This window comes from Mycobacterium sp. ITM-2016-00318, from assembly GCF_002968285.2.
Taxonomy (GTDB): Bacteria; Actinomycetota; Actinomycetes; order Mycobacteriales; family Mycobacteriaceae; genus Mycobacterium.
On sequence record NZ_CP134400.1, the window covers coordinates 1,388,017 to 1,403,218 of the forward strand.

The 15,202-nt window shown below is 68.0% G+C and carries 15 protein-coding genes; 10 read left to right on the forward strand and 5 right to left on the reverse strand.

Annotated elements, in window-relative coordinates; all coding sequences use genetic code 11:
- The first annotated feature begins 65 nt into the window (after positions 1 to 65).
- Genes rfbD through C6A82_RS06750 form a run of 3 tightly spaced genes read left to right on the forward strand, consistent with a single transcriptional unit; the run spans position 66 to position 2,938 of the window.
- Positions 66 to 917, forward strand: coding sequence for a dTDP-4-dehydrorhamnose reductase (gene rfbD / locus C6A82_RS06740; RefSeq protein WP_105346998.1), 852 nt, complete (start codon positions 66 to 68; stop codon positions 915 to 917).
- A gap of 22 nt (positions 918 to 939) precedes the next feature.
- Positions 940 to 1,848, forward strand: coding sequence for a glycosyltransferase family 2 protein (locus C6A82_RS06745; RefSeq protein ID WP_105346999.1), 909 nt, complete (start codon positions 940 to 942; stop codon positions 1,846 to 1,848).
- Between the two features lie 13 nt (positions 1,849 to 1,861).
- Positions 1,862 to 2,938, forward strand: coding sequence for an NDP-sugar synthase (locus C6A82_RS06750; RefSeq protein ID WP_311101855.1), 1,077 nt, complete (start codon positions 1,862 to 1,864; stop codon positions 2,936 to 2,938).
- Here C6A82_RS06750 and C6A82_RS06755 read toward each other — a convergent pair.
- The 3 genes from C6A82_RS06755 to cofD form a co-directional block, all read right to left on the reverse strand.
- Positions 2,920 to 3,468 carry an NUDIX hydrolase gene (locus tag C6A82_RS06755; protein WP_105344390.1) on the reverse strand — a complete coding sequence of 183 codons (549 nt, stop codon included), beginning with the start codon at positions 3,466 to 3,468 and terminating at the stop codon, positions 2,920 to 2,922. The two genes, C6A82_RS06750 and C6A82_RS06755, sit on opposite strands and share 19 nt — an antisense overlap.
- Positions 3,469 to 3,550: 82 nt before the next feature.
- Positions 3,551 to 4,915, reverse strand: a complete 1,365-nt coding sequence (locus C6A82_RS06760) for a coenzyme F420-0:L-glutamate ligase (RefSeq protein ID WP_396836803.1) — start codon at positions 4,913 to 4,915, stop codon at positions 3,551 to 3,553.
- A complete protein-coding gene (gene cofD / locus C6A82_RS06765; RefSeq protein WP_105344395.1) occupies positions 4,888 to 5,874 on the reverse strand; it encodes a 2-phospho-L-lactate transferase in 987 nt (328 codons plus the stop codon). Before cofD ends, C6A82_RS06760 begins: the two co-directional genes overlap by 28 nt.
- A gap of 445 nt (positions 5,875 to 6,319) precedes the next feature.
- Here cofD and C6A82_RS06770 point away from each other — a divergent pair, with 445 nt between their 5' ends.
- On the forward strand, positions 6,320 to 6,586 hold the full coding sequence (locus tag C6A82_RS06770; protein WP_199193708.1) for a WhiB family transcriptional regulator: 267 nt from the start codon (positions 6,320 to 6,322) through the stop codon (positions 6,584 to 6,586).
- A 9-nt stretch (positions 6,587 to 6,595) separates the two neighbouring features.
- Here the strand turns inward: C6A82_RS06770 and C6A82_RS06775 are convergent, their stop codons facing one another.
- Positions 6,596 to 7,018: a metallopeptidase family protein gene (locus C6A82_RS06775; protein WP_105344393.1), complete on the reverse strand. Its 423-nt coding sequence runs from the start codon at positions 7,016 to 7,018 to the stop codon at positions 6,596 to 6,598.
- A gap of 130 nt (positions 7,019 to 7,148) precedes the next feature.
- Between C6A82_RS06775 and C6A82_RS06780 the strand changes: the two genes are divergently transcribed.
- From C6A82_RS06780 to C6A82_RS06800, 5 genes are all read left to right on the forward strand, one after another.
- Positions 7,149 to 7,562, forward strand: a complete 414-nt coding sequence (locus tag C6A82_RS06780) for a DUF3499 domain-containing protein (protein ID WP_105344385.1) — start codon at positions 7,149 to 7,151, stop codon at positions 7,560 to 7,562.
- 65 nt (positions 7,563 to 7,627) lie between these two features.
- Positions 7,628 to 9,016 (forward strand): phosphomannomutase/phosphoglucomutase, encoded by a 1,389-nt coding sequence (locus tag C6A82_RS06785; protein ID WP_105344383.1) that lies wholly within the window; start codon positions 7,628 to 7,630, stop codon positions 9,014 to 9,016.
- Positions 9,013 to 10,086, forward strand: a complete 1,074-nt coding sequence (locus C6A82_RS06790; RefSeq protein WP_105344382.1) for a TobH protein — start codon at positions 9,013 to 9,015, stop codon at positions 10,084 to 10,086. Before C6A82_RS06785 ends, C6A82_RS06790 begins: the two co-directional genes overlap by 4 nt.
- A gap of 3 nt (positions 10,087 to 10,089) precedes the next feature.
- Positions 10,090 to 11,316 (forward strand): mannose-6-phosphate isomerase, class I, encoded by a 1,227-nt coding sequence (manA, locus tag C6A82_RS06795; protein ID WP_105344380.1) that lies wholly within the window; start codon positions 10,090 to 10,092, stop codon positions 11,314 to 11,316.
- Positions 11,313 to 12,257 (forward strand): cation diffusion facilitator family transporter, encoded by a 945-nt coding sequence (locus C6A82_RS06800; protein WP_105344392.1) that lies wholly within the window; start codon positions 11,313 to 11,315, stop codon positions 12,255 to 12,257. The genes manA and C6A82_RS06800 overlap by 4 nt, the downstream gene beginning before the upstream one ends.
- Here the strand turns inward: C6A82_RS06800 and C6A82_RS06805 are convergent.
- Positions 12,193 to 13,572, reverse strand: coding sequence for an NAD(P)/FAD-dependent oxidoreductase (locus C6A82_RS06805; RefSeq protein WP_105344379.1), 1,380 nt, complete (start codon positions 13,570 to 13,572; stop codon positions 12,193 to 12,195). The two genes, C6A82_RS06800 and C6A82_RS06805, sit on opposite strands and share 65 nt — an antisense overlap.
- An 89-nt stretch (positions 13,573 to 13,661) precedes the next feature.
- Between C6A82_RS06805 and C6A82_RS06810 the strand changes: the two genes are divergently transcribed.
- Entirely contained in the window at positions 13,662 to 15,128 is a 1,467-nt protein-coding gene (locus C6A82_RS06810; protein ID WP_105344377.1) for an amino acid permease, read from the forward strand.
- The last annotated feature ends 74 nt before the right edge of the window (positions 15,129 to 15,202 follow it).

A 15,202-nucleotide genomic window follows, 5' to 3' on the forward strand; every position in this document is an offset into this window, starting at 1 on the left:
GCCCAGGTTACTTGGGGGAGAGGCGCAGAGCCGGTAGCCGCTGCCCGGCGTGCCAGACTCGGCGGATGGCCAATCGCATGGTGATCAGCGGAGCGGGCGGGCAGGTCGGGCGCGTCCTGGCCGCCGAAGCCGGCAGGCGGGGCCTCGACGTGCTGGCCCTGACCTCGGCGCAATGGGACATCACCGACGCCGACGCAGCGCAGCGGATCGTTGCCCGCGGCGACGTCGTGGTCAACTGCGCGGCTTTCACCGCCGTGGATGCCGCCGAAAGCGAGCCCGAGCGCGCCCACGCCGTCAACGCCGTTGGGCCCGGCACCGTCGCGCGGGCGTGCGCGAGCGCGGGCGCCAGGATGATCCACATCTCCACCGACTATGTATTCGACGGGTCGTTCGACGGGGCGCCCCGGCCCTACGACGTCGACGACCCGACGCGGCCCCTCAGCGTTTACGGCAAGACCAAGCTGGCGGGGGAGCAGGCGGTGCACGCCGCGCTGCCCGACGCCCACGTGGTGCGGACGGCGTGGGTGTACACCGGCGCCGGTTCGGACTTCGTCGGCGTCATGAGGCGGCTGGCGGCCGGCGACGGTCCCGTCAACGTGGTGGTCGACCAGATCGGTTCGCCGACCTACAGCGCAGATCTGGTGTCTGCTCTGCTAGAGATCGCCGGCCGGCCGGCGACGCCGCCGCTGCTGCATGTCGCCAACGAGGGCGCGGCGAGCCGGTTCGAGCAGGCGCGCCTGGTGTTCGAGGGTGTCGGCGCCGATCCGGACAGGGTGCTGCCCGCGGCCGCAGAGGACATGCCGCGGCCTGCGGCCCGCCCGCCGTACTCGGCGCTGTCGAACCGTGCTGCGGCCTCTGCGGGGCAGACGCCGCTGCGGCCGTGGCGCGACGCGTTGGCCGCGGCGTTGGCCGATTGATCCTCCCGCTACCCTCGACGCCGTGAGCGACGAATTGACGGTGGTTACGGTGACGTACTCACCCGGCCCTCACCTGGGCCGATTCCTCGCCACGCTGGCACATGCCACCGAACGGCCAGTGGCCGTGATCATGGCCGACAACGGCTCGACCGACGGCAGCCCGGAGGAAGCGCTCGAGCGATTTCCCAATACCCGGTTGCTGCGCACCGGTGCAAACCTGGGTTACGGCTCCGCGGTGAACCGTGCCGTCGCCGAACTTCGCAGGGACGCCGTTGACCTCGACCTCTTCATCGTCGCCAACCCAGACGTGCAATGGGGCCCCGGCAGCATCGACGCGATGCTCGAGGCTGCGGGCCGATGGCCAAGGGCGGCGTCGCTGGGGCCGCTGATCCGTGACCCCGACGGTTCGGTCTACCCGTCGGCCCGCCACCAACCAAGCATCATCCGCGGCGGCATGCATGCGGTCGTCGGTCCGGTGTGGCGGACCAACCCATGGACAGCCGCCTACCGGCAGGACCGGTTGGAGCCCAGCGAACGCCAGGTCGGATGGCTGTCGGGCTCGTGCCTGTTGCTGCGCGGGGCCGCATTCGATGAGGTAGGCGGCTTCGACGAGCGCTATTTCATGTACATGGAAGACGTCGACCTGGGAGATCGGCTCGAGAAGGCCGGCTGGCAGAACGTATACGTCCCCGCGGCAGAGGTTTTGCATGACAAGGGTCACTCCACCGGCCGCGACCCCGCCCGCAACTTGGCCGCGCACCATCGCAGTACCTACACTTTTCTCGCCGATCGGTACAACAGGCGGTGGCAGGCGCCGCTGAGGTGGACGATGAGGGGCGCGCTCGCGGCGCGTTCGCGGCTGGTGGTCAGACTCCGCGCACGCGAGGAGCGAGACAGACGCAGTCGGCGGAAGGCGAGAGGACAGGTCTAACGTGGCGGATTCCATAGACCCACGTGGCGTGGACGCCGTCATCCTCGTCGGCGGGCAGGGGACCCGGCTGCGGCCGCTCACCCTTTCGGCGCCCAAACCGATGCTGCCGACGGCCGGGCTCCCGTTTTTGACCCATCTGCTGTCGCGGATCGCCGCGGCCGGGATCGAGCACGTCATCCTCGGCACCTCCTATAAGGCGGGCGTCTTCGAGTCGGAGTTCGGTGACGGCTCGAAGCTGGGCCTGCAGATCACCTACGTGGTCGAGGAGGAGCCGATGGGCACCGGCGGCGCGATCGCCAACGTCGCCCACAAGCTGAGGCACGACACCGTGATGGTCTTCAACGGCGACGTGCTGTCGGGCGCCGACCTGGGAGCGCTGCTCACCACTCATCACGACCACGGCGCCGACGTCACCCTGCATCTGGTCCGCGTCGGCGACCCGCGGGCGTTCGGTTGCGTGCCCACCGATTCCGACGGAGTGGTCACCGCCTTCCTGGAGAAGACCGAGGATCCGCCGACCGACCAGGTCAACGCAGGCTGCTACGTGTTCAAGCGCAAGGTGATCGACCGTTTGCCCAAGGGCCGAGCGCTCTCGGTTGAGCGTGAGGTGTTCCCGCAACTGCTGGCAGAGGGCTACAAGCTGTGCGGGCACGTCGACGCCTCGTACTGGCGCGACATGGGGACGCCGGAGGATTTCGTCCGCGGCAGCTCCGACCTTGTTCGCGGCATTGCGCCGTCGCCTGCGCTGCACGGCCACCGTGGCGAGTCGCTGGTGCACGACGGCGCCGCGGTCGCCCCCGGGGCACTGCTGATCGGCGGCACCGTCGTCGGCAGGGGCGCCGAGATCGGTCCTGGCGCACGACTCGACGGCGCGGTGATCTTCGACGGGGTGCGCGTCGAAGCGGGATCGGTGATCGAACGGTCGATCATCGGTTTCGGCGCCCGCATCGGTCCGCGCGCCCTCATCCGCGACGGCGTGATCGGCGACGGCGCCGACATCGGCGCGCGGTGTGAACTGTTGCGCGGCGCCCGGGTGTGGCCGGGGGTGGCCATCCCCGACGGCGGCATCCGCTACTCGACCGACGTCTGACGAGCCGCCGCGGCGGCCAGCTGCGCCAGCCCGAAGTCGGTGCCATCGGGGAGCGTGGCGAGCGGCCACCAGCGCAGGTCCAAGGACTCGTCACTGCAGACGATCTCAGCGCCCTCAGGGGCGTGGGCGATGAATTGCAGGTCCAGGTGACGGGTCGGCACGCCGAGCGAACAGGTCACCGGATGCACGTGGATCGCCGCGATGGCGGGATCGACTGTCAGCCCTGCGATTCCGGACTCCTCCGAGGCTTCGCGCAGGGCGGCGGAGACGATATCGGCATCGCCGTCGTCGCAATGCCCTCCGAGCTGCAACCAGCGACCGACTCGGGGATGCAGCGTGAGCACCGCGTGCGTCGCGGTGTGGTCGAGCACCAGCGCCGAGGCCGTGATGTGACCCGGCGCGCACTCCCGCTTACAGGCGTCGTCGCGGGCCAGCACGAACGACAGCACCGCATGCCGCAGTGTGTCCTGCGCGGGGTCGGGCGCGTGCCACCCAGTCAGCGCTTCGACGACGGACTCGCGCAGCATCATTGTGCTCCTCGCGTGCGCAGCATCAATTGTGCTCCTCGCGTGCGCAGCATCAATTGTGCTCCTCGCGTGCGCAGCCCCGCCTTCACTTGCGCACCAGGAGCCCCTCGGTCGACGCCGGTTCCCGCGGACCCGACGGCTCCGCCGGGTACCCGACGGCGATAGCCCCAAGCGGTTCCCAGTCACTCGGCAGATTCAGCTCGGAGCGCACGAGATCAGCGGCGAATATCGTCGATCCGATCCAGCAGCTCCCCACCGCGCGGACCGCCAGCGCGACGAGCAGCGCCTGCACGGCGGCGCCAACCGCGACCGTGAACATGGTGTGCTCGGCGGCGGTCCGGTCCGCGTCGGGATAGCTGTGCGCGCCGTCCGGCACGAGGAACGGGATAACCAGTTCGGGTGCTTCGTAAAGGATCTGGCCGCGGCCGACCCGGCGCTCGAGGGCCTCGGCTGACACGCCGTCACTCGAAAGGTCGGCGCGCCACTTGTCCTTCATCCTGTCCAGCAGGCGGGTCCGGGTCGCGCTGTCGGCCAGCCACACGAACCGCACCGGGCGGGTGTGATGCGGGGCGGGCGCGGTGAGTGCCTCTGCGACGGCGTCCTCGATGATGCCGGGCGGGACGGGCTCGTCGCTGAATCGCCGGACCGAACGGCGCAACATCTGCGCCTGGCGCCGGCCCATCGCGAGCGACTCTTCGGTGCCGAGCCAGAACAGGTCTTCCTCGCCGGAACGCAGCAGTGTGTGCGCATTGGATCCGTTGTCGTGCAGGGACAGACCACGCACGACCGCGACGGGAATACCGGTCAGCTTGCCCTTGACCAGGTCGGCGGCCGCAGCGATCTCGTCGGCGACAGCGACCTCGGTGACGACGAGCTCATTGCCGTGCACATCGTGGCTACCCGCGTAACCGTGCAACACGGTCAGGCCCGCCGCGCCGATGGCGGCATCGATTTGGCCGTTGCGCCAGGCCCTGCCCATCGTGTCGGTGACGACAACGCCGACGGTCACGCCGAGCCGATCGCGCAGCCCGTCGCGCAGTGCCGCGGCGCTGCCGTCGGGATCCACAGGAAGCAGGGCGAGTTCGGTCGCGCCGACGTTTGAGCCGTCCACTCCTGCCGCGGCCTGCACGATGCCGAGGTTGTTCTCGGTGATCAGCGTGCGGCCCTTGCGCGCAAGTACTCTAACCGCCTCCTCGTCGATCAGCTTGCGGCGCAGCCTGTCTCGCTCTTCCGGGTCCTGCGGCGCCGCCACGATGCGGCCCTCGCATTTGGACAGCACCTTGCTGGTGACCACCACGACGTCGTCGTCGCGCAGCCACGGTGCGGCGGTGGCGAGCGCCGCGACGAGATCGTCGCCCGGCCGGAACTCGGGTAGCCCGGTCACCGGAAGCAATTCGACAGCGGCGGCAGCGCCGTGCTCGGTCACGGTTTGACTCCCGCCAGATCCAATCCCGCGCGGACCATTTCGGCCGTCACCGACGGATCGGTCATCAGCAGGGGTACCGACCGCACGTCGACTCCGGCGACCTCGGCGTCGTCGCCCTCGTGCACCAGCCAGCCGTCGAGAATGCCGACACCGGACCGAGCGCCGTAGTGGCTGCCGACGGCCTCCGAGGTGCTGGCCACCCCGATGACCGACAGGCATTCATCTGCCATGCCGCGCAACGGTTTTCCTGCGACGATGGGTGAGAAGCCGATGACCTGTGCCGATGTCGACCGAAGTGCTCCCCGGATGCCGGGGATCGCGAAGATGGAGCCGATGCTGACCACCGGGTTGGATGGTGCCAGCAGCACCACGTCGGCCGACGCGATCGCATCGGTGACACCGGGGCCCGCCGTGGCCTTGTCCGCGCCGACGAAAGCGAAGCTGTGCGTCGGCACCTGCGCGCGGTAGCGCACCCACCACTCCTGGAAGTGGATCGCCTTCCGGTCGCCGGTCGTGGGATCGGTGATGACGACGTGGGTTTCGCTGCGGTCGTCGCTGGCGGGCAGCAGGTGGGCGCCGGGGGACCAGCGCTTGCACAACGCCTCGGTGACCTCAGACAGCGGATAGCCCGCCCTAAGCATCTGACTGCGGACCAGATGGGTGGCGAGGTCTCGGTCGCCGAGGCCGAACCAGTCCGGCTGCACCCCGTAGGCCGCGAGCTCCTCCTTGGCATGCCAAGTCTCGTCGCGATGTCCCCACCCGCGCTCGGGATCGATTCCGCCGCCGAGGGTGTACATGCAGGTGTCCAGGTCCGGGCAGATGCGCACGCCGTACATCCATGCGTCGTCGCCGATGTTGACGACGGCAGAAAGCGAATGATCTTGTGGTTCCGCGCGTGCGAACTGCCCGAGGCCGAGCAGGTGCTGGACGCCCAACAGGAACCGCGCACCACCGACCCCGCCGACCAGAACGGTGACCTTCACACCGATCGACACTAGGCCTTGGGTCACGATGAGGTCTCGGCAGCCGCACTATATCGAACTGTGACAGACACGCCGGAGCTGGAATTTCGGCGGACACGCCGAATCGAGATAACGAGATGGTATGAAAATCGGTTCCAACGCTTGACCCCGGCAGCTAACAAGTGTGTAATCACACCAGTGTCATTTTTCGGTTGGCCGGCCGGTTCCGGTGTCGCAGACCGAGATTCGATCACTTGTTCGAATTGAAGAGGTCGCACATCTCCATCGTGGGACTCCATAGCGTTTCAGCGATACCTAGGTGAGGAGGGGGAAGATGTCTTTTGAGCAGGTCGATTTCGGCCACCACATTCGGTTCGAGAACCGCATGCTCGGCTTCGTAGACAACGTCCCGCACACCAATACCGGCCCGGCACCGATGACGTCCCTCGGACGTCCCCAACTGAGTTTGGTGCCGGAACGTCCGGAACTCGATGCCATTGCGCCGGCAACGCCGGACGACGAATGGCAGGAGCGCGCACTGTGTGCGCAGACCGATCCCGAGGCGTTCTTCCCCGAGAAGGGTGGCTCGACCCGGGAGGCCAAGCGCATCTGCCAGGGCTGCGAGGTGCGCGATGCGTGCCTTGACTACGCCCTGGCCCACGATGAGCGCTTCGGCATCTGGGGCGGCCTCTCCGAACGGGAGCGCCGCCGCCTCAAGCGCGGCATCATCTGAGCGCGCGACTCACTCGTCGTCGATCGAAGGGTCGATGACGGACGGTTCGACGCCCAGATACGTGGCCACCTGGGCCACAAGGACCTCATGCAGTAGATCGGCGAGCTCGATGGTGTCCTTCGCGCGGCGCTCGATCGGCTTGCGGAACAACACAATTCGCGCGCGAGTCGAGTTGCCGCGCACGTCCACGCCCGCGGGTATCAGCCGGGCAAGCGCGATCGGGCCGTCGGCCACCACCTCGGGTGGCCACTGAACGCTTTCAGGATCCTTGGGCGACATTCGCGGGATCTCGTCGACGGCGACGTCGAGTGTGCTCACCCGGTCCTGCCAGCGCCGTTCGATCGGCTCGTAGGCCTCCAGCACCGCCATGTCGAACCGCTCGGCCCGGCTGCGCCAGCCGGGCACGCTGGGTGGAAGCAGCGGGCCGCGCATGTCGCGGCCTCGGCGTGATCGCCGCAGATTCCGCTCGGCCACCTGAAGAACTGTAACGGTTGGAAGTCGGCGCACAGACCGCTGCGTGTCCGGTGCCCTGCGGGGTTTGTCCCGCGATAGCCTTCCGTTCGTGAATGTTCCCCGTCGCTGCTGCAGGCCCGGGTGTCCCCACTATGCGGTCGCGACATTGACGTTCGTCTACTCCGATTCCACGGCGGTGGTTGGTCCGCTTGCCACGGTCTCGGAGCCACATTCCTGGGACCTCTGCGTGAACCACGCGGGCCGGATCACCGCCCCGCGGGGCTGGGAACTCGTTCGCCACGCGGGGCCGCTGCCCGCCCATCCCGACGAAGACGACCTGATTGCTCTCGCCGAGGCCGTGCGCGAGGGGCGCGAAGCTCCCATGGGCGGAATCGCGGCCGGTTTCACCGATCCGGTCACCGGCGCCCACGGCGGCGCGTTGATGGCGCCGCCCGCTCCGCGGCCCGAGACGAATGGCCGCAGGCGTGGTCACCTACGGGTGCTACCGGACCCTTCTGAGTAGTTTGGGGTAGCTTTCGCCGCGGCGGATAGGCTGGCGCCAGCAGCCAAGAATCCACGAGGAGATCAATGTCCCGGCCCGCCGAGGTAGTGCACCGCGTCATCAAGGCGTACGACGTGCGCGGCCTGGTCGGTGACGAGATCGACGATGGCTTTGTCGCCGACGTCGGAGCGGCGTTCGCGAGAATGGTCCGCGACGAGGGCGCCCGGCAGGTGGTCATCGGCCAGGACATGCGGGCCAGTTCGCCGCCGCTGGCGACCGCCTTCGCCGAAGGGGCGGCGTCTCAAGGTCTCGACGTCGTCCGGATCGGGCTGGCCTCGACCGATCAGCTGTATTTCGCGTCCGGCTTGTTGAACTGCCCGGGCGCCATGTTCACCGCGAGTCACAACCCGGCGGCCTACAACGGCATCAAGCTGTGCCGCGCGGGAGCCAAGCCCGTCGGCAAGGACACCGGGCTGAAGACGATCAGCGACGACGTGATTGCGGGAGTGCCCGCCTACGACGGCCCGGTGGGCACATCGGTGGACCGCGACGTGCTGACCGAATACGGCGAATTTCTCCGGTCGCTGGTGGATCTGACCGACCGGCGCACGCTGCGGGTCGCCGTGGACGCGGGCAACGGGATGGCAGGCCACACCGCGCCCGCGGTGCTGGGCGCCATCCCGGCGCTCGAGGTGATGCCGCTGTATTTCGAACTCGACGGCACCTTCCCCAACCACGAGGCCAACCCGCTGGATCCGGACAACCTCGTCGACTTGCAGAAGCACGTGATCGCGACCGGTGCCGACATCGGGCTGGCCTTCGACGGCGACGCCGACCGGTGTTTCGTGGTCGACGAATCAGGGCACCCGGTATCGCCGTCAGCGGTGACCGCCCTGGTCGCCGCGGGCGAGCTGAGCAGGGAGATCGGTGCAACCGTGATCCATAATCTGATCACCTCACGGGCGGTGCCGGAACTGGTCGTCGAACGCGGCGGCACGCCGGTGCGTTCCCGGGTGGGGCACTCCTATATCAAGGCGTTGATGGCCGAAACCGGCGCAATCTTCGGCGGCGAGCACTCGGCGCATTACTACTTCCGCGACTTCTGGGGCGCCGACTCGGGCATGCTGGCGGCTCTTCACGTGCTGTCGGCGTTGGGCGAACAGCGCAGGCCGCTGTCCGAGCTGATGGCCGACTACCAGCGCTACGAGGCCTCCGGCGAGATCAACTACACCGTCGACGACTCGCAGACGTGCGTCGAGGCGGTGCTGAAGTCGTTGGGTGAACGCATCCGGTCCATCGACCACCTTGACGGTGTGACCGTCGATCTCGGTGACGGCAGCTGGTTCAACCTTCGCACCTCCAACACCGAGCCGCTGCTGCGGCTCAACGTCGAGGCCCGCACCGCCGAGGACGTCGACAAGGTGGTGGAGCTGGTGGCCAACGAGATCGCCTCGCACACCGAAGAATCGACATGACCGCCCCGGCCACCATCGACTTCGACGACGCTGAGGGTCTGCTGGCCGCCGACCGCGGTGGGCTGCTTCGCGGCGCGTCGATGGCCGGAGCTCAAGTGCGTGCGACAGCGGCCGCACTCGATGAGGGAGCGCTGGAGCCCGTCGCAGGCGATTCGCCCCGCACGGTGATCTGGGTCGCCGGCCGCGGCAACGCCGAGACGGCAGGCTCGATACTGGCTGCGGCCGTTGGCGCTTCGGCGGCCTCGCCGATCGTCGTCTGCGCCGAGGTGCCACCCTGGATCGGCGCGCTCGACGTGCTCGTCATCGCGGGTGACGACCCCGGTGATCCAGCGCTCGTCAGCGCCGCGGCGACCGCAGTGCGACGCGGCGCACGCGTCGCTGTCGTCGCGCCCTATGAGGGACCGTTGCGCGACGCCACGGCTGGTCGTGCGGCCGTACTCGAGCCGCGCCTGTGGGTTCCCGACGAGTTCGGACTGCCCAGATATCTGGCCGCGGGCCTCGCGGTTCTGCACGTGATCGATCCGGACCTGCGCACCGATCTTGCCGCCCTCGCCGACGAACTCGATGCCGAAGCGCTTCGCAACAGCGCCGCGCGCGAACTCTTCACCAACCCGGCCAAGACGCTGGCCGACCGGATATCCGGACGGGCGGTCGTGCTGGCAGGCGACAACGCGGCGACGCTGGCACTGGCCCGCCACGGTGGCTCCGCCATACTCCGCATCGGACACCAGGCCGTCGCGGCCGTCGGTCTCGCCGACGCGATCGTGGCGCTGCGCACCGGGTTCGGCGCGCAGTCCGACACCGACCGCGAGTCCGCGCTGTTTCACGACGACGACCTCGACGGGCCGCTGCCCGAGCGGGCAAGAACCATCGCGCTGACGCTGGACGCCGAGCGGGCCGTGGTGACGGCCCGCGTCGCGGGGCTCGACGACGTCGACATCGTCGGCGCGGAGGACGTACCCGACGTCGGTGAGTCCCCGGTGCGGTCGGGCGGTCCTGAGCAGCAGTTGGCCGTGTTGGCCGTTCGGCTGGAGATGGCGGCCACCTACCTGCGACTGGTTCGGGGATAGCGAGTGAACCTTCTCCGAGGAGCACTGCGGACATATGCCTGGGGTTCGCGTACGGCGATCGCAGACTTCACCGGAAGGCCAAGTCCAACAGCGCATCCCGAAGCCGAGCTCTGGTTCGGCGCGCATCCGGCCGACCCTGCGTATCTGGAGACCGACGAGGGCGACGAGTCGCTGCTTGATGCCGTGCGCACCGATCCCGAGGGACAGCTGGGTACCGCGGTGTGCAAGCGGTTCGGCACCGGGCTGCCGTTTCTGATGAAGGTGCTCGCCGCCGAGGAACCGCTCTCCCTGCAGGCCCACCCAAGCGAGGAGCAGGCCGTCGAGGGCTTCACCCGCGAGGACCGACTCGGCATTCCGGTGACCTCGCCGATCCGCAACTACCGCGACCGCAGCCACAAACCGGAGCTGCTGGTTGCGCTGGACACCTTCGAAGCGCTCGCGGGCTTCCGGCCCGCGGCCGAATCGGTGAACCTGCTTCGGACACTTGCGGTTGCCGACCTCGACCCGTATCTCAACCTGCTGGCGGGCCAACCGGACGCCGACGGCCTTCGGGCGCTGTTCACCACCTGGATCACCGCGCCGCAGCCGGATCTCGACGTGCTGGTGCCCGCCGTCATCGACGGCGCGATCCACTACGTCCGATCGCGCGAGAAGCAGTTCGCGGCCGAAGCCAAGACCGTGCTCGAGCTGGGCGAGCGCTATCCCGGCGACGCGGGCGTGCTGGCGTCGCTGCTGTTGAACCGTCTGACCTTGCGCCCCGGTGAAGGGATCTATCTGCCCGCGGGCAACCTGCATGCCTACATTCGCGGGGTCGGAATCGAGGTGATGGCCAACTCCGACAACGTGCTTCGTGGCGGCCTCACCCCGAAGCACGTCGACGTCCCCGAGCTGTTGCGGGTGCTGGACTTCACCCCGGCCAGCGAGGAGGCGCTGCGGCCGGCGACGTCCGAGGAGGGAATGGAAACGGTGTACGAGACGCCCGCGCCGGAGTTCTCGGTGTCGGTGCTCGGCATCGACGGCGACCTGCTCGGCCACGAAGTCGACGCACCCTCGCGGCACGACGGCCCGCAGATCCTGTTGTGCGCCGAGGGTTCGGCAGTGGTGCACGCCAAGTCCAGCGTGGTCACAATGGATCGCGGTGCGGCGGCGTGGGTTTCGGCCGACGACGGGCCCATCCGGCTGGTCGCCCAGCGCCCGACGAAGCTCTTCCGCGCGACCGTGGGCATCTGAGTGTCGGCGAGGGCAGCACACGGGCGATCTTCGCGGCACTGCTCGCCAACGCGGGCATCGCGGTCGCGAAGTTCGTCGGCTTCCTGATCACCGGCAGCTCGTCGATGCTCGCCGAATCCGTGCACTCGGTCGCCGACACCAGTAACCAGGGACTGCTGCTGCTCGGCCAGCAGCAGTCGCGCAAGGAGGCCGACCCGCTGCACCAGTTCGGGTACGGCCGCAGCCGTTACTTCTATTCGTTCGTGGTGGCGCTGGTGCTGTTCACGCTCGGCTCGGTGTTCGCGCTCTACGAGGGCTACCACAAGATCACGCACCCGGAGGAGCTGACGTCGCCGATCGTGGCGGTCGCGATCCTCGTCATCGCGCTCATGTTGGAGGGCTACAGCTTTCGCACCGCGGTCAGGGAGTCGCGGCCGCTGAAGCAGTCCGGCGGCTGGTGGCGCTTCATTCGGGCGTCGCGCAACCCCGAACTGCCGGTGGTGCTCCTCGAGGATTCGGGTGCGCTGGTCGGCCTTATCCTTGCGCTGGCCGGTGTCGGGCTGACGATGCTCACTGGCGACCCGGTATGGGACGGCATTGGCACGATCGGTATCGATGTGCTGCTCGGCGTCATCGCCGTTGTGTTGATGATCGAGATGCACAGTCTGCTGATCGGTGAGGGCGCGACGCGTAAAGAGGACGAGGCCATCCGTTCGGCGCTCGAGCAGACCGACAACATCGACCGGCTGATTCACCTTCGCACGCAGTACCTCGGCCCAGAGGAGATGCTCGTCGGCGCGAAGATCGCGCTGCCGCCGGCTACCGACCTGGCGACGGTGGCGAGAACCATCGATGCCGCGGAGGCGGCGATCCGTGCGGCGGTGCCCGCCGCCGCGGTCATCTACCTGGAACCAGACCTCGACCGGACGACGAGGAACCAGCCGCCCGCTTCTGCGCCATGAACAACGCCATGTTGTGCTTGATGGTCCGCCCGACCAGTTTCATCGACGGGACCATGTAGAGGCTGTCGAGCAGGCTGAACCTCCGCAGAAACCATTCGGCGAGAACGGGATCCGTCTCCGCTGCGCCGAGGAACTGATCGAAGAGGCTGCCGACCGGGCGGTACCACCACGGCATCGGGCCCGAGGCGCGGTGCATGACCAGGTCCCCGATCGCGTTCATGGTCCACACCGGGAACGTCGACTTCGCGGCCTCGGCGTTGAACGTCGCGGGACGACTGTCCTCCGGTGACTCGAGCGCGCGGCGCAGGTGACCCGCCTGCAGTGAGGTCATCGTCATGCCCTGCCCGAAGGTGGGGTTGTAGCTGGCGACCGCATCGCCGAAGGGCAGGATGCCGAGCGGAAAACGTTCGAGCTTGTGGTACCGGCGCCACCGGCTCGTCGGGTACTTGTGGAATGCCACGTCGCCGACCGGTTCGGACTTCCGGATCGCCGCTGCGACATGCGCAGGCACGATTTCGTCTGCGAGGTCGCACATTCCGGCGAAATCGTGTGGCGGCTCGACCTTTCCGACGCCGAAGGTCGTCAGACCCCAGGTGCCGTCCTCGTAGCAGAGCATGCCGAGCCCGAGCGGCTGCTCCTTGTGCGCGCCTGCCACCACGACTTTCTCGGCGATCAGGTCGTCGGGCATGCGCAGCTGTTGCGAGGCGTAGCTGATGCCGACGTCGACGGTCGCCTCGGGGGGCCGGTCGAATCCCCACTGCTCCAACCACACCGGCAGCCGGGTGCCGCGACCCGCGGTATCGACGACGAGATCGGCGGCCACCTCCTCACCGGTGTCCAACCGCACGCCGGTCACTCGCTGCTTCGTCACATCGAAAATCGGTTCCGTGACGCCCGCGTGGACGATGTCGACGCCTGCGATCGCCGTCGCCCTGCGACGGATCTGCCATTCGAGATGCGGGCGGCTCGGCACGTACGCGGTGAATTCGTCGTGCAGTTCGCGCGTCGTCCCGAGCACATGGCCTGCCGCGCCGAAGTGAATGCAGTCCGGCCGGTTTTCCAGAATCGGCACGCCCGCGGCCACCATGTCGTCGAGCAGGCCGGGAAAGAGAGAGTCGAATTCCGCGGCGCCGCGGGCCATCAGCAGATGGACGTGTCTGCCCTGGGGCACCGCCGTTCGATTGGCCGGCTCGGCGGGCAGGTCGTCGCGTTCGTACAGCGTGACCCGGTCATAGAAGTCCGACAGCACCCGCGCAGCGCACAACCCCGCGATGCTGGCCCCGATGACGACAGCGTGCTCCCCATTCCGCCCCATTGCCGCCGACAGTACCCGTCCTCGCTTTTGCCTCAACCGGCCTCCGGGTATCCGTTAGATTCCGGTCACACGACCAAAAAGGAAAACCGATGGCCTGGCGAACCAAGTCTGTTGAGCAGTCGATTGCGGACACCGACGAGCCGTCGACCCGATTACACAAAGATCTGAACTGGTGGGACCTGACCGTGTTCGGGGTGTCCGTGGTCATCGGCGCGGGCATCTTCACCATCACCGCCTCTACGGCAGGTGGCATCACCGGGCCCGCCATCTCCATCTCGTTCGTCATCGCCGCGACCGCCTGCGGGCTGGCGGCGCTGTGCTACGCCGAGTTCGCATCGACGGTGCCGGTCGCGGGCAGCGCGTACACCTTCTCCTACGCGACATTCGGTGAGTTCATCGCGTGGATCATCGGCTGGGACCTGATACTGGAGTTCGCGGTGGCTGCCGCCGTCGTCGCCAAGGGCTGGTCGAGCTATCTCGGGACGGTGTTTAACTTCGGCGGCGCCACAACGCAACTAGGCGGGTTCGAGCTCGACTGGGGTGCGCTGCTCATCATCGCCTTCGTCACCGCCATCCTCGCCTGGGGCACCAAGCTGTCGGCAACGGTGAGCCTGGTCATCACCGTCATCAAGGTCGCGGTCGTGCTGCTGGTGGTTGCCGTCGGGGCGTTCTACATCAAGGCGTCCAACTACACGCCGTTCATCCCGCCCGCGGAGTCCGGCGGCGGGGGAGACACCGAACAGTCGCTGCTGTCGCTCATCACCGGTGCCGAGGGCAGCATCTACGGCTGGTACGGGCTGCTGGCGGGCGCGTCGATCGTGTTCTTCGCGTTCATCGGCTTCGACATCGTGGCCACCACCGCCGAGGAGACCAAGGACCCCCAGCGTGACATCCCGCGCGGCATCCTCGCCTCGTTGGCGATCGTCACGGTGCTCTACGTCGCGGTCGCCGTGGTGCTGACCGGAATGGTGAACTACACCCAACTCAAGGGCGAGGGGGCGAACCTCGCGACGGCCTTCACCGAGAACGGGGTGACCTGGGCGGCCAAGGTGATCTCGATCGGTGCGCTGGCCGGACTGACGACCGTCGTCATCGTGCTCGTGCTCGGTCAGACGCGGGTGCTGTTCGCGATGTGCCGCGACGGATTGCTGCCGAGGGCGATGGCCAAGACCGGACCGCACGGCACCCCGGTACGCATCACGATCCTGGTGGGCGTTCTGGTCGCGATCGCCGCCTCGGTGTTCCCGATGGGCAAGCTCGAGGAGATGGTGAACATCGGCACCTTGTTCGCCTTCGTGCTGGTGTCGGCCGGGGTGATCCTGCTGCGTCGTTCGCGGCCCGACCTGAAGCGCGGCTTCCGAGTGCCGCTGGTGCCCTTTCTGCCGATCGCCGCGATCCTGGCCTGCGTCTGGCTGATGTTGAACCTCACCGCGCTGACCTGGATCCGCTTCCTGATCTGGATGGCCATCGGCGTGGCGGTCTACTTCCTCCACGGCAGGCGCCATTCGGTGCTCGGCAGCCGGGAACTCGCGACTTCAACCACTTCGCCGAAGTAAGCGCCTTCAGGCCGACAGTTGCGCCGACTTCTGCATGAGGGCTGTGCAGAGGCCGCTTCAACGACCCTCCTGCA